Annotated in this window: 6 protein-coding genes and 1 pseudogene; 5 read left to right on the top strand and 2 right to left on the bottom strand. The window is 50.0% G+C overall.

What is annotated here, in order from left to right:
• Positions 1 to 767 precede the first annotated feature (767 nt).
• A pseudogene (locus WKT13_RS11460) lies at positions 768 to 5,069 on the top strand (glutaminase domain-containing protein); the annotation flags it as partial.
• Positions 5,070 to 5,344: 275 nt separating this feature from the next.
• Positions 5,345 to 8,050, top strand: coding sequence for a glutaminase family protein (locus WKT13_RS11465; protein ID WP_340323975.1), 2,706 nt, complete (start codon positions 5,345 to 5,347; stop codon positions 8,048 to 8,050).
• Positions 8,051 to 8,800: 750 nt separating this feature from the next.
• Here the strand turns inward: WKT13_RS11465 and WKT13_RS11470 are convergent.
• Positions 8,801 to 9,685 carry a mechanosensitive ion channel family protein gene (locus WKT13_RS11470; RefSeq protein ID WP_340323976.1) on the bottom strand — a complete coding sequence of 295 codons (885 nt, stop codon included), beginning with the start codon at positions 9,683 to 9,685 and terminating at the stop codon, positions 8,801 to 8,803.
• A gap of 366 nt (positions 9,686 to 10,051) precedes the next feature.
• Between WKT13_RS11470 and WKT13_RS11475 the strand changes: the two genes are divergently transcribed.
• Together WKT13_RS11475 and WKT13_RS11480 are read left to right on the top strand one after the other, a co-directional pair.
• Positions 10,052 to 10,228 carry a DUF4250 domain-containing protein gene (locus tag WKT13_RS11475; RefSeq protein ID WP_298621172.1) on the top strand — a complete coding sequence of 59 codons (177 nt, stop codon included), beginning with the start codon at positions 10,052 to 10,054 and terminating at the stop codon, positions 10,226 to 10,228.
• An 80-nt stretch (positions 10,229 to 10,308) separates the two neighbouring features.
• Positions 10,309 to 11,655, top strand: coding sequence for an MATE family efflux transporter (locus tag WKT13_RS11480; protein ID WP_340323977.1), 1,347 nt, complete (start codon positions 10,309 to 10,311; stop codon positions 11,653 to 11,655).
• Here the strand turns inward: WKT13_RS11480 and WKT13_RS11485 are convergent.
• Entirely contained in the window at positions 11,634 to 12,929 is a 1,296-nt protein-coding gene (locus WKT13_RS11485) for a UDP-N-acetylmuramoyl-tripeptide--D-alanyl-D-alanine ligase (RefSeq protein WP_340323978.1), read from the bottom strand. The two genes, WKT13_RS11480 and WKT13_RS11485, sit on opposite strands and share 22 nt — an antisense overlap.
• A 427-nt stretch (positions 12,930 to 13,356) precedes the next feature.
• Between WKT13_RS11485 and WKT13_RS11490 the strand changes: the two genes are divergently transcribed.
• A complete protein-coding gene (locus WKT13_RS11490; protein WP_340323979.1) occupies positions 13,357 to 16,626 on the top strand; it encodes a S41 family peptidase in 3,270 nt (1,089 codons plus the stop codon).
• Positions 16,627 to 16,687 lie beyond the last annotated feature (61 nt).

Below are 16,687 nucleotides of genomic sequence, written 5' to 3' on the forward strand. Positions count from 1 at the left end.
TTGTTGCTCTGTTATTATGTGGTAATATATGGCGCGTTCAGATGTCCGACGTCGTATACCGGCGTGGGCTGTAATATTTATGCTCCAGTGTTTTCTATGTTGTTATGCCATTAAACCTGTGTTTCCGGACTTCCATACTGTTGTTGCCCGGTAGTTTTTCCGATTGTATTATACTGTTGTAAACTTGTGCTTATGTACTCATGATATAATTCTGAGTTGTTTGTTTTTTAAATTGAGTTTCTTGTTTTATTGTTCTGTTATGATGTTTATGATAAAAGAGTATCAGATGTAACCCTTTTCTATCAGTTTTGTAAAAAAATAATTCTGAGTCGTTGTGATGGAATCTTATAATGGGCGCATGTTGTCTTCATTTGTATTCTGTCTTTCCCAATGTCGGTAGCGCATGATACAGTTTCTTTTTTCGCTTTTTCTCCATGTATTAGATGCGGTTGAGGGCGCGCTATGATCTCATTTCTGTATGGTTATATCTAAATATTTTACTGCCTGATTGCATGAATATTTATTTCAGAAGTGTTGTCTTGGTGCAATAGAACAGACTCCGGCATTTGCGGACGCAGTGGTATTAAAAGTTATGTATTCATAACCTTTTGACGCATAAAACATTCGTAAAGATATGCATTCTGCTTTTTTTAACTAATTATTGTTTGTATTGTCAGTTCAAACCTATATCTTTGCAATGTATTTTCCTGGCCTTTTTTTATTCTGCCGCTAAATATGATAAGATTATAACTAACACTTTAAACCGAATGAAACGAATATTTACATCTATTGTTGCTGCGTTTGCGGCAATGACGGTTAGTGCGCAAACCGCGGAGTTTTTCGAGCCTTACAAGAGCGTCGACCTGCGTTTGCCTTCTGTACCTATTGTGGTGAACGACCCTTATTTTTCTATCTGGTCGCCTTATGACAGGCTTACCGACGGACCTACACGCCACTGGACAGACGCCCAGAAAGCCATAGACGGACTGCTGCGTGTGGACGGAAAGACCTATCGCTTTATGGGAGTTGAAAAGCCTTATATACTCAAGTCCATTCTGCCGATGGCCGATGAGGGCGCGTGGACAGCCAAGACAAGCCGCAAGAATCCGGGCGACGGATGGGCTGCTGCCGATTTCGACGATTCTTCATGGGGAACGGAGCAGGGCGCTATCGGTACGGCTGACGAATATCCTAACGTGAACACAAACTGGGAAGAGACTAACAGTGACGTGTACGTAAGACGTACCGTCAATCTCACAGCTGACGATATCAACGATGATCTTTACATTGTCTATTCTCATGACGACGTGTTCGAACTCTATATCAACGGCACACAGGTTGTGTCAACAGGCGAGACATGGCTTCAGGGAGAGACTCTCCATCTCTCAGCTTCGCATAAGGCGCTGCTCAAGGAGGGTGAGAACGTCATCGCCGCTCATTGTCACAACACCACTGGTGGCGCGCTCATCGATTACGGACTGTATCGTAATGTGAAGACAGAGGGCGCCGACATCGAAACAGCCGAGCAGACAGCAGTCGATGTACTTGCTACAAATACTTATTATACATTTAAGTGCGGTCCTGTGAACCTCGACCTCGTGTTCACCGCTCCGATGCTTATCGACGACCTCGACCTTCTGTCAACACCGATCAACTACATATCCTATCAGGTAACTTCAACAGACGGTGCAAACCATGATGTGCAGTTCTATCTCTCAACTTCGCCTGAACTGACGGTCAATGAGACATCGCAGCGCACCAAGTCTGAGCTTCAGGCGGCCGCAGACGGTTTCAAATACATCAAGGCCGGCACAATGTCGCAGCCCATACTCAAGAAGAGCGGCGACCTCATCTGTATCGACTGGGGATATCTTTACATGCCTGCAATCAACGGCGAGGTGTCTCTGTCGTCAGGATATGTTTCTGAAAATGTTTTCGCTACCACCGGAAAACTTCCTGAAAGCGATCGCATTCTGGAAGGAAGCGGTGTTTCTTCCATGCCTTCAATATCTTATGTACACGATTTCGGAAGCGTGAGCACAGCCTCAAGCTTCGCTATGCTTGGATACGACGAAGTGTACGACATAACCTACATGGGCAAGAACTATAAAGGATATTGGGCACGCGACGGTAAGACAATACTTGAGGCCTTCGCCGAACTGCGCGACAATTACACTGACATCATGACCCGTTGCCGTGCTCTCGACAAGCGCATCTACGACGACGGACTTGCTGCCGGCAATACCAAATATGCTGAAATACTTTCCGGTTCATACCGTCACGTCATTGCTGCCCACAAGCTTTTCGAGGACAAGGACGGCAACCTGCTCTTCTTCTCCAAGGAGAACAACTCCAACGGATGTGTCAACACCGTTGACCTTACTTATCCGTCGGCTCCGCTCTTCCTTCTCTACAATCCTGAATTGCAGAAAGGCATGATGACAAGTATCTTCGAGTACAGTTACACAGGACGCTGGACAAAGCCTTTCGCAGCACACGATCTCGGAACATATCCTATCGCCAACGGACAGGTTTATGGCGGCGACATGCCTCTGGAGGAATCTGGTAATATGATAACTCTTGCGGCGATGATATGCAAACTTGAGAACAGCACGGCCTATGTTGACAAATATTGGGATATTATAACAACCTGGGCAGATTATCTTGTTGAGAACGGACAGGATCCGGAGAACCAGCTCTGTACCGACGACTTCGCAGGACACTGGGCGCACAACGCCAACCTCTCCGTGAAAGCCATTATGGGTGTGGCCGGATATGCAGAGATGGCACGCATCAAGGGCGACATCGCTACAGCCGACAAATATATGAACAAAGCCAAGGAGATGGCACGTATCTGGGAGTCTATGGCAAGAGAAGGTGACCACTACCGCCTTGCTTTCGACCGCGATAATACATGGAGCCAGAAATATAATATGGTTTGGGACAAGCTTTGGAACATACATATCTTCCCCAACAAGGCTGCAGAGCGCGAAATACAGTATTATCTCACAAAGCAGAATACGTATGGTCTGCCGCTCGACAGTCGCGAGGCATACACCAAGAGCGACTGGATTATGTGGACAGCAGCCATGTCTCCCGACACAGAGACATTCCTCAAGTTCTCCGACCTTGTATATAAGTATATCGATGAAACCAAGTCACGCGTGCCAATCAGCGACTGGTATTGGACAAACTCCGGCGATATGCGTGGATTCAAGGCACGTTCTGTGATCGGCGGACACTGGATGAAGGTTCTCATGGACAAGATAGGTACGCTGGAGCCACCGGTAAAGGAGTGGGCTCCTGCAGGCGACAAGATAAAGACAAAATGGGCAGATGAGGTGAAGGTGGACAACGTGCTGCCTGAATATCCGCGTCCTCTCATGGAGCGTTCAGAATGGATGAACCTCAACGGACTTTGGAATTTCGGATTCAATGTGGCAAGCTCCAGTGCTGAACCGGCAATGTACGACGGTCAGATACTTGTGCCGTTCGCTATCGAGTCGAGCCTTTCTGGCGTTATGCAGCCGATGGTAGAGAACAACGCTCTGTGGTATAAGCGTGAGTTTACAGTGCCTGAGACATGGGCAGGAAAGCGTGTCATCATCAACTTTGGCGCCTGCGACTACACTGCAACAGTCTATGTCAACGGAAAGAGTGTTGTTTCTCATACAGGCGGACATACAGCGTTCAGCGCTGACATTACTGATTTCCTGTCAGAAAGCGGTGCAAACGAACTCACTGTAAAGGTTATCGACAATACCGACGAGAAATCGCAACCAGTAGGAAAACAGCGCAAGGATGCCGAGGGAGACGGAAGTACATGGCATTCTCCGGTATCCGGTATATGGCAGACAGTATGGCTCGAGCCGGTAAACAACGAATACATATCAGCTGTTTCCACTACACCTGATGTTGACAACAGCAAGTTTGTTGTCAACGCTACAGCCGAAGGAGTGAGCGGAGGCAATGCCGTTGTGACCGCGAAACTTCTGGATGGCGACAATGTTGTGGCTACAGGTGAAGGCGCTCCAGGCACCGACATCGAACTCAATGTTGCTAACCCGAAACTGTGGAGCCCGCAGTCGCCTTATCTCTACGACATGGAGCTCAGCCTCACATGCGATGGCAAGGAGACCGACCGTGTGGACAGCTATGCCGCTCTGCGCAAGATCTCTGTGGCACAGGATAAGAACGGCGTATGGCGTATGCAGTTAAACAACAAAGACTTCTTCCAGAACGGTGTGCTCGATCAGGGTTATTGGCCTGACGGACTCTACACCGCACCGACCGATGAAGCCCTCTGCTATGATATAGAGACTGCAAAAAGTCTTGGCTACAACATGATACGCAAGCACATGAAAGTGGAACCGGCACGCTGGTATTACCACTGCGACCGCCTCGGAATGCTCGTTTGGCAGGATATGCCTGCTCTTGGCAACTCTTATGAGGACTGGAACAGCGACAGCTGGTATACAGGTACAGACGGCCGTCCGACCACAACCGTGCGCGTAAATTTCACAAAAGAGTGGACAGAGATAATCAAACAGCACTATTCAAATCCTTCTATTGTTGTATGGACTCCGTTCAATGAGGCTTGGGGACAGTTCCTTACATCTTCTGTTGTTTCAAGTACAAGAGGTCAGGACGCAACACGTCTTATCGATGCTGCCAGCGGTGGAAACCATCATGAAGGCCTTGGCGACATGCTTGACCTCCATGATTACAGCAGTGAACCGTCCGTTTACTTCTACGATGCTACACGTCCTACAGTTCTCGGCGAGTATGGTGGACTCAGCTACAACGTCGAAGGCTATCGCTGGGATCCTGAATACACAGCTACCGATTACACCGGAACAGATGAACTGACTGACGCTTATGTGACACTCTCCGGCAGAATTGCCGCTCTTGCCAAGTCTGATGCAGCCAAGGACTTCTCTGCTGCCGTATATTCACAGATAACTGACGTCGAGACCGAAATGAACGGACTGATGACATATGACCGCAAGCTTGTCAAGGTTGATGCTGACAAGGTGAAGGCCGCTAACGAAAAGCTCGCTTCCGTACTCGACACTTCAACCGGCATTGAGGATATCAACGGACAGGACGGACCCGCTGTAGAACTCGGCCGTTACAACGCCGGCGGACAGCGCGTATCAAAGAACAGCAAGGGACTCAACATCGTTAAGTATTCTGACGGTACGGTGAGGAAACTCATTGTGAAATGATATTGACATTATGATGACAGACCGCCCGGTTTTCTGAAAAATGAAAGCCGGGTGGCTTTTATATTATTGTACAAGCTTATTATAAATTTTTTTATATATAGATCAACATTAATTTTATGAAGAAAATCATGACGCTTGCGGCTGTGATGGCCGTTACACTGTCAGCCGGGGCACAGACTCCGGAGTTTTTTGAACCGTACAAGACGATAGACCTGCGCCTTCCTTCGGTGCCTATCTTCGTAAACGACCCTTACGTTTCGTTCTGGTCGCCTTGCGATGAACTTAACGCGGGCAACACTTGTCACTGGACCGACGACGAGAAACCTATTGATGGTATGCTCCGTGTCGACGGTGTGACCTATCGTTTCATGGGAGTTGAGCGCGAGTATGTGCTCGATCAGACACTCCTGCCTATGGCTGACGAGGAAGCCTGGGAGGCAAAAGCTACGACAAAGAAGCAGACCGGCACAGGCTGGACAGCTCCCGATTTCGACGACAGCAGCTGGGAAACAAAGAAAGGTGCGTTCGGTACAGCAAAGGAATATCCTCATGTGAACACACCGTGGGAAGATGCAAACAGTGATGTTTATGTACGCCGTACAGTCAATCTTAAGGCTTCTGACATCGCGAAAGACCTTTATGTGGTTTTCTCTCACGATGATGTGTTCGAACTTTACATCAACGGTCACCGTGTGGTAAGCACAGGCGAGACATGGCTTCAGGGCGAGACAACCCGTCTGACAGACACTATGAAGGGCTTTCTCAAGGAGGGCGAGAACGTAATTGCCGCACACTGTCACAACACTACCGGCGGTGCTTATCTCGACTACGGACTGTTTGTAAACTCAAAGACAGAGAATCCTGACATAAAGAAAGCCGTGCAGAAGTCGGTAGATGTGCTTGCCACAAACACATACTACACCTTCGAATGTGGTCCGGTGATGCTCGATGTTGTGTTCACAGCTCCGATGCTCATCGACAATCTCGATCTTCTGTCAACTCCAATCAACTACATTTCATACCAGGTACGTTCAAACGACGGTAAGGAACACGACGTGCAGTTCTATCTTGCGACTTCTCCGGAACTTGCAGTGAACACTTCAAACCAGGCCACACTGTCGTCGCTCAAGTCAGAGAACGGCATTAAGTACATCTGTGCAGGAACAACCGAGCAGCCGGTTCTGGCCAAAGGTTCAGACGGTATATGTATTGACTGGGGATTTGTATATCTGCCACAGATCAACGGAACAGTGAGTCTGGCTTCCACACTTGAGGTTGAGAGCGTGTTTGCAAACGAAGGCAAGCTGCCGCGCACCAAGATTTCTGTAGCCAGCACAAAGCAGTCAAAGAACCCGACACTTGCTTTCACCTACGACTTCGGTAAGATAAAGACCGGCTCAAACTTCGCTATGATAGGTTATGATGAGGTTTGGGACATCGAATATATGAACCAGCGCTACAAGGGATACTGGGCACGCAACGGCAAGACCATCTATCAGGCGTTTGAGGAACTGCGCGATAACTACACCGACATAATGAAACGTTGCCGCGAACTTGACAAGCGCATATATGACGATGCATTCGCTTCCGGCGATAAAATGTATGCTGAGATACTTTCCGGAACATACCGTCACTGCATCGCTGCCCACAAACTGTTTGAAGGTCCTAACGGCAATCTCTACTTCTTCTCAAAGGAAAACAACTCCGGAGGATTCGTAAACACAGTCGATCTGACTTATCCTGAGTCACCTATCTTCTTCCTCTACAATCCCGAACTGCAGAAGGCGATGATGCGCAGTATATTCGAGTACTGTCGCTCAGACCGCTGGAACTTCCCCTTCGCTGCCCATGATCTTGGTATCTATCCGCACGCCAACGGCCAGCGTTACTCAATCACAAGCCCTGATGCTGACGGAGGTTTTGCCGGAAACATGCCTCTTGAGGAGTCCGGAAACATGATTACGCTCTGCGCAATGATATCCATGCTCGACGGCAACACATCTTTCGCTGACCAGTATTGGGACACAGTGAAGCAGTGGGCCGACTATCTCGCTGAAAACGGACAGGATCCGGAGAACCAGCTCTGTACTGATGACTTCGCTGGACACCTCGCACACAACGCCAACCTTTCTGTAAAGGCTATCATGGGTGTTGCCGGATTTGCAGAGATGGCACGCATGAAGGGCGACATAGAGACCGCCGACAAGTATATGGCCAAAGCAAGAGAGATGGCCGAAATATGGGAGAAAGACGCACGCGACGGCGATCATTACGGTCTGACACTCGACAAGACAGGAACATGGAGCCAGAAGTACAACATGGTGTGGGACAAACTCTGGGGACTGAATCTCTTCCCGAACAACGCCATGAAGCGTGAGATGGCATATTATCCAAGAAAGCAGAACACCTACGGTTTGCCGCTCGACAGCCGCAGCGACCAGTCTAAGACCGACTGGATAATGTGGACTGCCGCCATGGCCGACACCGATGAGGACTTCCAGAGATTCCTTGCTCCGCTCTACAAGTACATCAACGAGACTCCGTCTCGTGTGCCGGTGTGTGACTATTACAACACAAAGACCGCCACAAGAATCAACTTCAAGGCCCGTTCGGTTGTAGGTGGACACTGGATGAAAGTGCTTATGGACAACTTCGACAAGAATAAGGTGCCTTCTACAGGCATCACATCAGCTGTAACAGACAAGGATTTCGAACCGATGTCTTATTACAACATGAGCGGCGTCAAGCTGTCTTCGCCTGCCAAGGGACTGAACATCGTGACAGACAAGGAGGGTGACGCAAAAAAGATTGTGATGGAATAAAAAAGCGATAACGACATTTACCCGTCGTGAACACCGGCGCCCGGCGACGCACTTATGCGTCTGCCGGGCACTTTTTTGTTGAGGCTGCGTGATGTGATGTGCACTGTCGCAGCCTCAGAATGTTCTTTACGAAAAACGCAATATCTGGCGGGAACTGCATAATTATGCAATTTTGAAAGTAAAAAATTTTGACAAAATAAATTTGCAAAATAGAAAAACGCAACCCGCCGAAAAGCATCATATCGCGCGACGGACGGTTTTCCGGATGACGATGGAGAGCGTATGAAATGATGCTTCTGTGCTTGTGAGCTTACAGAAGAGCCTGTTTTGTCTTCCGGTTTGGAGTTTTTCATGGGCCAATTAATACCGTTTTACGGTGCAAAACAGGCTGTTTCACACCGTAAAACAGGCTGTTCCGCAGAACCATATCGGCACCTTGATGAGGCTGGTGGGTGTAAATGGCTGATTGACAATGTGTTGTGTTAAGTCTCTGAGAATCGCGTGTACGCAACCGACTGCACTCTTGTCCGGCTCTGCGCGATTCTCGTGAGGTTGACGATGTATAAATATTCATCCGTGTCACAGTTTCTGCATAATTATGCAGAAGCCGCCGTGGCGTTTCTCTTGCCTTTATTTCTTGCTTCAAGAAGCAGCTGCATGAGGTTGCGGATGCGCCATGGGATATAAAAAACATATTCCCGCTCCACATTTGCGGAACGGGAACACGTTTTTCTTCGGCCTTACATGCTCTCAGGCTTTCTGGTTCATCACAATCTGATTGAAGTATGGATAAGGTATCTCTATGTTCTCCTTGTCGAACCGTTCCTTTATCGACTTCAGCAGATCGCACTTCATTGCGAACGCATTGCCCGGCGTTGCCGCCCATGCCCATGCTCTCAGCGTGATGGCCGAGTCGCCGAGGTTTATTACTCTTATCACCACTTCGGGCACTCCGTCGGCCTTTTCCTTCTCTGTACGGTGGTCGGTCAGCATGGGGTGGTGCATTATCTCGTCGCGCATCACATCCATGGCAAAGTTGAGGTCGGTGGTATATGACACTCCCACCTCCACGAAGGCACATGTCACTTCCTCGCCGAACGACGAATTGACTATGGTGCTTGAGCTCATCTTGCTGTTCGGTATGAGTATCATTCTGTTCTCGGCGTTGCGTATGACGGTGTGTCGGAGTGTTATCTCCATCACAGTTCCGACCACGATGTCATCCACCTTGATGAAGTCGCCCACCTTAAACGGTCGCGAGAAGACGATGAACATTCCACCCACTATGTTCGATAGCGCCTCCTGCGAAGCAAGACCTACGGCCATGGCCATGATACCGGCACTGGCCAGAATGGAGTTGCTTATCTTCTCCATGCCTGGAATGAGCGACAGAAAGGCCGCACATCCTATGATGTATACCGCCGCAACCACCATCTGACGGATGAATCCCCGCTTGGTCTCATCGAGCGCCACAAGGCGTCCCTGTTTCTTCAGCGAGCGGTTGAAGAAGTATTTCACAAGAGTTGTCACTACGCGTACGAACAGATAGATTAAGGCCGCCTTGATGCAGAATCGCAGCACCGCGCGCACGGTTATGCCGAAAAGGCTCAGTTCGAGAATGTTGTCAATGTCCATATTCTATTCTTTTTGTTTTTTTATTCCTTGTTAAGAGCCCGTCCGCGTGCTGTTTGCAGGTGTGGAAAACGGCCTTTGAGGCGGGCAATGTCATACGCAAATATACAAGAAAAAAAGTAATCGGACGAACTGAATGGTGTTTTTGTTGTATCTTTGCATAAGATTAGCTGCACTCGGGAAACTGAGAACGAGTTTTCTTTCCGCTCGTTTGCATAATCTTTGCATAAGATTAGCTGCACTCGGGAAACTGAAAACAAGTTTTCTTTCCGCTCGTTTGCGCAATCTTTGCATCAGCAAACAGGAATGCGGCGTCTCCGCCCGGACGGACCGGGGCGCTGCGGTTGAATATATAGAATTGTTATTATTATGAATCTGCCTGAAGATCCGATGATGCTGTTCAGCGTCATCAACATGAAACTGAGAGACTGTTACGAGTCGCTCGACAGTCTGTGTGAGGACATGGATGTAGACAAAAAGGCCATCCTTTGCAAGCTCGCTACGGTGGGGTTTGAATATGATTCCGCCGCCAACCGCTTCTGGTGAAAGACGTATGAGGCAACGGCTGCCGCACGGCACTACATGTGGCGCAATGCGCCGGACGCAGGCACGTACAATGACAGACGATGAATCTTACAGACGCTAAGTACATGCAGCACTATAAGTCGCTGCTGTCAGTTGGGTTGCCCATAATGATCGGGCAGCTTGGAGTTATTGTTCTCGGATTTGCCGACACTATGATGGTGGGCCATCACAGTACGGTGGATCTGGGTGCGGCCTCGTTTGTGAACAACATCATGAACATGGTCATCATTTTCGGTACGGGCTTCTCTTACGGACTCACGCCCGTTGTAGGTGCTCTTTTCGGCACAGGTCACAGAGCACAGGCCGGTCAGGCTCTGCGCTGCAGTCTGTTGTCAAATGCCATTGTGGCCGTGCTCATGTCGGCACTCATGCTGGTGGTCTATTTCAATGTGGGGCGCATGGGACAGCCCGAGGAACTTTTGCCGCTCATACGGCCTTACTTCCTCGTACTTCTGGTGTCGCTGCTGTTTGTCATGCTCTTCAATGCCTTCAAGCAGTTTGCCGACGGCATCACCGACACACGTGTGTCTATGTGGATTCTGCTCGGCGGCAACATGCTCAACATCGTCGGCAACTATCTGCTCATATACGGCAAGATGGGCTTTCCTGAGCTTGGTCTGCTGGGTGCAGGTATAAGCACCCTGTTCTCAAGAATAATGATGGTGGTGGTTTTCATGGTCATCTTTGCGCGCTCGCGCCGCTACCGCCGCTATCGTGCGGGCTTCATAGGGCTGGGCTGGTCGCGCGGGTTGGTTAGGCGTCTCAATGCTCTCGGCTGGCCTGTAGCGTTGCAGATGGGCATGGAGACGGCCTCGTTCAGCCTGAGTGTGGTCATGGTGGGATGGCTTGGCACAGTGGCTCTGGCGTCACATCAGGTGATGCTCACCATCTCGCAGTTCACGTTCATGATTTACTACGGCCTCGGAGCGGCCGTCGCCATACGTGTAAGCAGTTTCCATGGACAGCACGACCGTGAGGGCGTACGCCTTGCTGTGGGTGCCGGTTTCCGTCTTATGCTTGCTTTGGAGATTGTTTTGTCGGCTGTTGTGTTCAGTCTGCGCCATCATCTTGGCGGTTGGTTCACCGACAGTGAGGCCGTAGCTTCGTCGGTGGTGTCGCTCATGGTTCCGTTTCTTATATATCAGTTTGGCGACGGACTTCAGATTACCTTCGCCAATGCTTTGCGCGGAACGTCCGACGTCAAGTTTCTCATGGTCATAGCCTTCATAGCCTATTTCGTCGTGTCGCTGCCCGTAGGCTATTTCTGTGGATTCGTTCTCGGCATGGGACTTGTAGGCATCTGGATGGCGTTCCCGTTCGGGCTGACCGCAGCCGGGGTGATGATGTGGCTGCGGTTCAGACGTTCTTACAGCAGTTCGGGAAGCTGATATAGCTTCATTCCGTTGCTTCCTTTTATCAGTATGTACTGGCCTTCGGGCCTGTTCTTGCTCAGTTCTTCTTTCACTTCGTCGGCGTTGGCAAACTTGCGGAAGTCACATTGTGTCTTGCCGAACTCCTCGCCTACGAGCCATACGGTGTCGAGCCCGGCGCTCTTCAGCATGTCGGCCACCTTCTGGTGTTCTTCTTCCGACGAGTCGCCCAGCTCTCTCATGTCGCCGAGAATGGCCATCTTGGGACTTACCTGCATGTCGCGGAAATTCTGTATTGCGGCTGCCATGCTCGTTGGGTTGGCGTTGTAGGCATCCACAATCAGCTTATTGTGCTCCGTATTTTCGAGTTGTGAGCGGTTGTTGCTTGGAATATATCCTGCCAGTGCCTCGCTCACGGCGTCCTCGCTCACGCCGAAATACAGTCCGATGCTTGCTGCAGCGAGCATGTTGCAAAGGTTGTAAGTACCGATAAGATGCGTCGCCACCTCATGCCACGGACCTTCCGCGCTGTGCCATCTGAAGCAGAGCAGCGGTGCGCACGACGTCACCTCGCCTTCTACATATAGTCCGTCCATAGGTGAGCATGCGTATTTTATGAGGTCGAGACCTTCGGATATGCCTGCCAGATGCTCGTTGCCGGCGTCGATGAACACCTTTGATCCGTTGCGCTGGCGCAGGAAGTCGTACAGTTCTCCCTTTGTCTTGACTACTCCTTCGAACGAGCCGAAACCCTGCAGATGGGCTTTTCCCACGTTGGTTATCAGTCCGTAGTCGGGCTCCACGGTCTCTACTAGTGTTTTTATGTCGCCGGGATGGCTCGCGCCCATCTCTATGACGGCTATCTCGTGTTCCTTCTTCAGTCGCAGCAAAGTCTTCGGCACGCCTATGTCGTTGTTGAAGTTGCCCTGCGTGTAGAGCACGTTGTATTTCTTTGACAGCACTGCTGCCACGAGTTCCTTGGTCGTTGTCTTGCCGTTAGTGCCCGTTATGCCTATCACGGGGATGTCGAACTGGCGGCGATGGTGGCGTGCCAGCAGCTTGAGTGTGGCCAGCGCGTCGTCCACGACGATGTATCTGTCGTCGCGGGCATACTCCGGTTCGTCTATCACTGCGTACGAGCAACCCTTCTGCAGGGCGGTTTCGGCAAACTTGTTTCCGTCGAATGATTCTCCCTTCAGGGCGAAGAAAATTGAGCCTTCGGGGCAGTCGCGGCTGTCGGTTGTGACAACCTGATGTTCTGAGAATAATTTGTACAGATGTTCTATTTCCATGACTTATCTGTTATTATAGAAAAAATGCAGTGCAAACTTACACAAAATGTTCGGATTAAGCATGCTTTTGGTCGAACATTTTGGCCTCGTGTGTTTGCCGGCAGCTGTTTATGTGCGTCGCTCCGGCAGCCGTCCTGTGCCTTGTAGTGTTTCTCTCCGTGTGTCGGCCGCCGCTTTGCTGTGTTGTCCAATGCTTCTATCCTTTGTTGTACAAAGTGGTGGCTATATGACGAAAAGTGCTTACAGATGACTGTACAAAGGGAAAAAATGTGTATATTTGCTGTCACTTGAAAGGCATGACAGTTGTTTTATATATGTCGGACGTGCCGGCATAATTATGTGCTCCGCTCATGCGTATCTTCAGCCGGAGTCATGACTGCACCGGCGGATAATGTGGAAAATAACAACATTCTAAACAATATACGGTATGAAAAAACTTTTGCTAATGGCATCGGTGCTGTTTGCCACCGGTGCGGCACAGGCTCAGGATGGTCCGTTATGGATGCGCTATCCTGCCATTTCGCCCGATGGGACGACCATCGCATTCTCTTATTGCGGCGACATATTCACAGTTCCTGTGGACGGAGGCCGCGCAACGCAACTCACAACCAATCCGGCCCACGACACACGTCCCGTGTGGTCGCCCGACGGCCGGCAGATTGCGTTTGCATCCGACCGTAATGGTGGATTCGACGTTTTCATCATGAGCCGTTACGGTGGTGCGCCAATAAGACTCACCACTCACTCAACCAATGAAGTCCCAGTGGCGTTTGCTGACAGTACACACGTGCTTTTTGCGGCATCGATACAGCAGGATTATAAGGACATTCAGTTCCCGAGCGGTCAGTTCTCCCAGATTTACAGCGTGTCGACTCATGGTGGTCGTCCGGTAATGTTCTCGTCGATGGTCATGCAGGACCTCTCTTTGAACAAGGCGGGCGACAAACTTCTTTATCATGATATGAAAGGTTATGAGGACAACTGGCGCAAGCATCATCAGTCGTCCATCACCCGCGATATATGGCTTTGCACCCTCGGACCGACCCGTACTTATCAGAAATTGACATCGTTCCGTGGTGAAGACCGCAATCCTGTGTGGGCGCCGGACGGCAATTCGTTTTATTATCTGAGCGAACAGAATGGCAGTTTCAATGTCTATAAGAGTGATCTGGCCGGCGAAAACCGCACACAGCTCACTCATCACACTAAGAATCCGGTGCGCTTCCTCACTGTTGCAGACAATGGAACGCTGTGTTACGGTTACGACGGAGAAATATATACAATGCGCGAAGGTGCCCAGCCGTCGAAAGTAAAGGTGGAGATTGTGACCGATCGCGTGGAGAGTGATGTGCTGAACCGCACTTTCTGGAGCGGAGCAACCGACATGGCCGTGTCGCCAAATGGTAAGGAAGTGGCGTTCATTGTGCGTGGCGACGTGTATGTTACGTCTGTGGATTATGAGACGACACGCCAGGTAACCAATACACCGCAGCAGGAACGCAACGTCAACTTCAGCCCCGATGGTCGCTCGCTCGTATATTCTGCCGAGCGCGACAGTGTCTGGGGAATATATCAGAGCAGCCTTGTGCGCAAGGAAGACAAGTATTTCACCTATGCGCAGGAACTGAAGGAAGAGCCCCTTGTGGTAAGCGACAAACCGTCGTTCCAGCCGGAATATTCGCCTGACGGCAAGGAAGTGGCATTCCTCGAAGACCGTACGACGCTACGGGTGATAAATCTCAAGAGCAGAAAAGTGCGCACAGTGCTCGACGGAAAATTCAATTATTCATATAGTGACGGTGACCAGAACTACCAGTGGTCGCCCGACAGCAAGTGGTTCCTTACTTCTTACATCGGCGTGGGAGGATGGAACAACACTGACATCGCGCTTGTCAAGGCCGACGGAAGCGGCCAGATTACCAATCTGACAGAAAGTGGATACAGTGATGGAAATCCGAAATGGGTGCTCGACGGCAAGGCTATGATATGGTCGTCAGACCGTGCAGGCTATCGCAGTCATGGCAGCTGGGGTGCTGAGTCTGATACTTACATCATGTTCTTCGATGCCGAAGCCTACGACAAATTCCGTCTGAACAAGGAAGAACTCGCCCTTGAGGAAGACATGAACAAGGATTCTGATGAGAAGAAGGACGGCGATGAAGAGAAGAAAGACGACGGCGACAAGAAGAAGGATAGCAAGAAAAAGAAAGACAAAAAGGACAAGAAGGACGACAAGGAGAAGGAACTCACCTTCGATCTTGAAAACCGTCGCGACAGAATCATGCGTCTTACGATCAACTCTTCCAACATGGGTGACGCTGTGCTTACACCGAAGGGCGACAAACTCTATTACTGCGCGGCTTTCGAAGGCGGCTACGATCTGTGGGAACGTAACTTCCGTGAGAACTCCACCAAGCTCATAATAAAAGGTATCGGAGGCGGAAACATGATTCAAGACAAGAAGGGTGAGAACATATACTTGTGCTCCGGAGGACAGATGAAGAAGATACAGACCAACGGCAACAAGGTGAATAACATCTCGTTCAGAGCTGAATTTGATCTGCGTCCGGCCAAAGAGCGTGACTATATATTCAATCATGTTTGGCAACAGGTGAAGGACAAGTTCTACGATCCGAACCTCCACGGAGTTGATTGGGAAGGATACAAGAAGACATATTCGCGCTATCTGCCTTACATCAACAACAACTACGACTTCCAGGAGATGCTTTCCGAACTGCTCGGCGAACTTAATGGCTCACACACCGGTGCACGTTACGGAGGCAGTGGAGCTGCACAGCAGACGGCATGTCTGGGCGCTTTCTATGACAACTCGTACGATGGCGACGGTCTGAAGATTGTCGAGGTGATAGCAGGCGGACCTCTCACCAAAGCCGACTCTAAGATAAAGAACGGCTGCATAATAGAGAAAATAAACAACAAGGAGATAAAAGCCGGCGAGGACTATTATCCGCTGTTGGCCGGAGAAGCCGGAAAGCAGGTGCTGTTGTCGGTTTACGATCCGGCGACAGGCAAACACTTCGAACAGCTGGTGAAGGCTATCAGCTACGGAGCACAGCGCAATCTGCTTTACAAACGCTGGGTGGAGAACTGCCGCAAGAAGGTTGACGAACTGTCAGGAGGCAAGGTTGGTTATGTTCATGTAAAGGGTATGGACAGCGAAAGCTTCCGCGAGGTTTACTCAGAAGTGCTCGGCCGTTGCCGCAACAAGGAGGCTGTGATAGTAGATACACGTCATAACGGTGGCGGATGGCTGCACGACGACCTTGCCACATTGCTCAGTGGAAAGGAATATCAGCAGTTCGCACCGCGTGGACAGTATATTGGCAGTGATCCTTACAACAAATGGTGCAAGCCCTCATGTGTGCTTGTCTGTGAGGATAACTATTCCAACGCGCACGGCTTCCCGTGGGTTTACAAGACTCTTGGTATAGGAAAACTTGTTGGAGCACCTGTTCCCGGCACCATGACGGCCGTGTGGTGGGAGACTCAGATTGATCCTTCGATTGTGTTCGGAATACCTCAGGTGGGTGTGAGAGACATGCAGGGACACTATCTGGAGAATCAGGAACTGAAGCCGGATGTTGAGATATACAACACACCGGAGCAGCAGCTCGGAGGCGAGGACAAGCAGCTTGAGGAAGCTGTAAGACTGATGCTTGAGACTGTGAAGAAATAGAAAACATCCTTATGACGGCATACTGACGTCATAAGGATGTTCAAAAAGAAAGCGGACACGC

It is taken from the genome of Prevotella sp. HCN-7019 (assembly GCF_037890215.1).
Taxonomy (GTDB): Bacteria; Bacteroidota; Bacteroidia; order Bacteroidales; family Bacteroidaceae; genus Prevotella.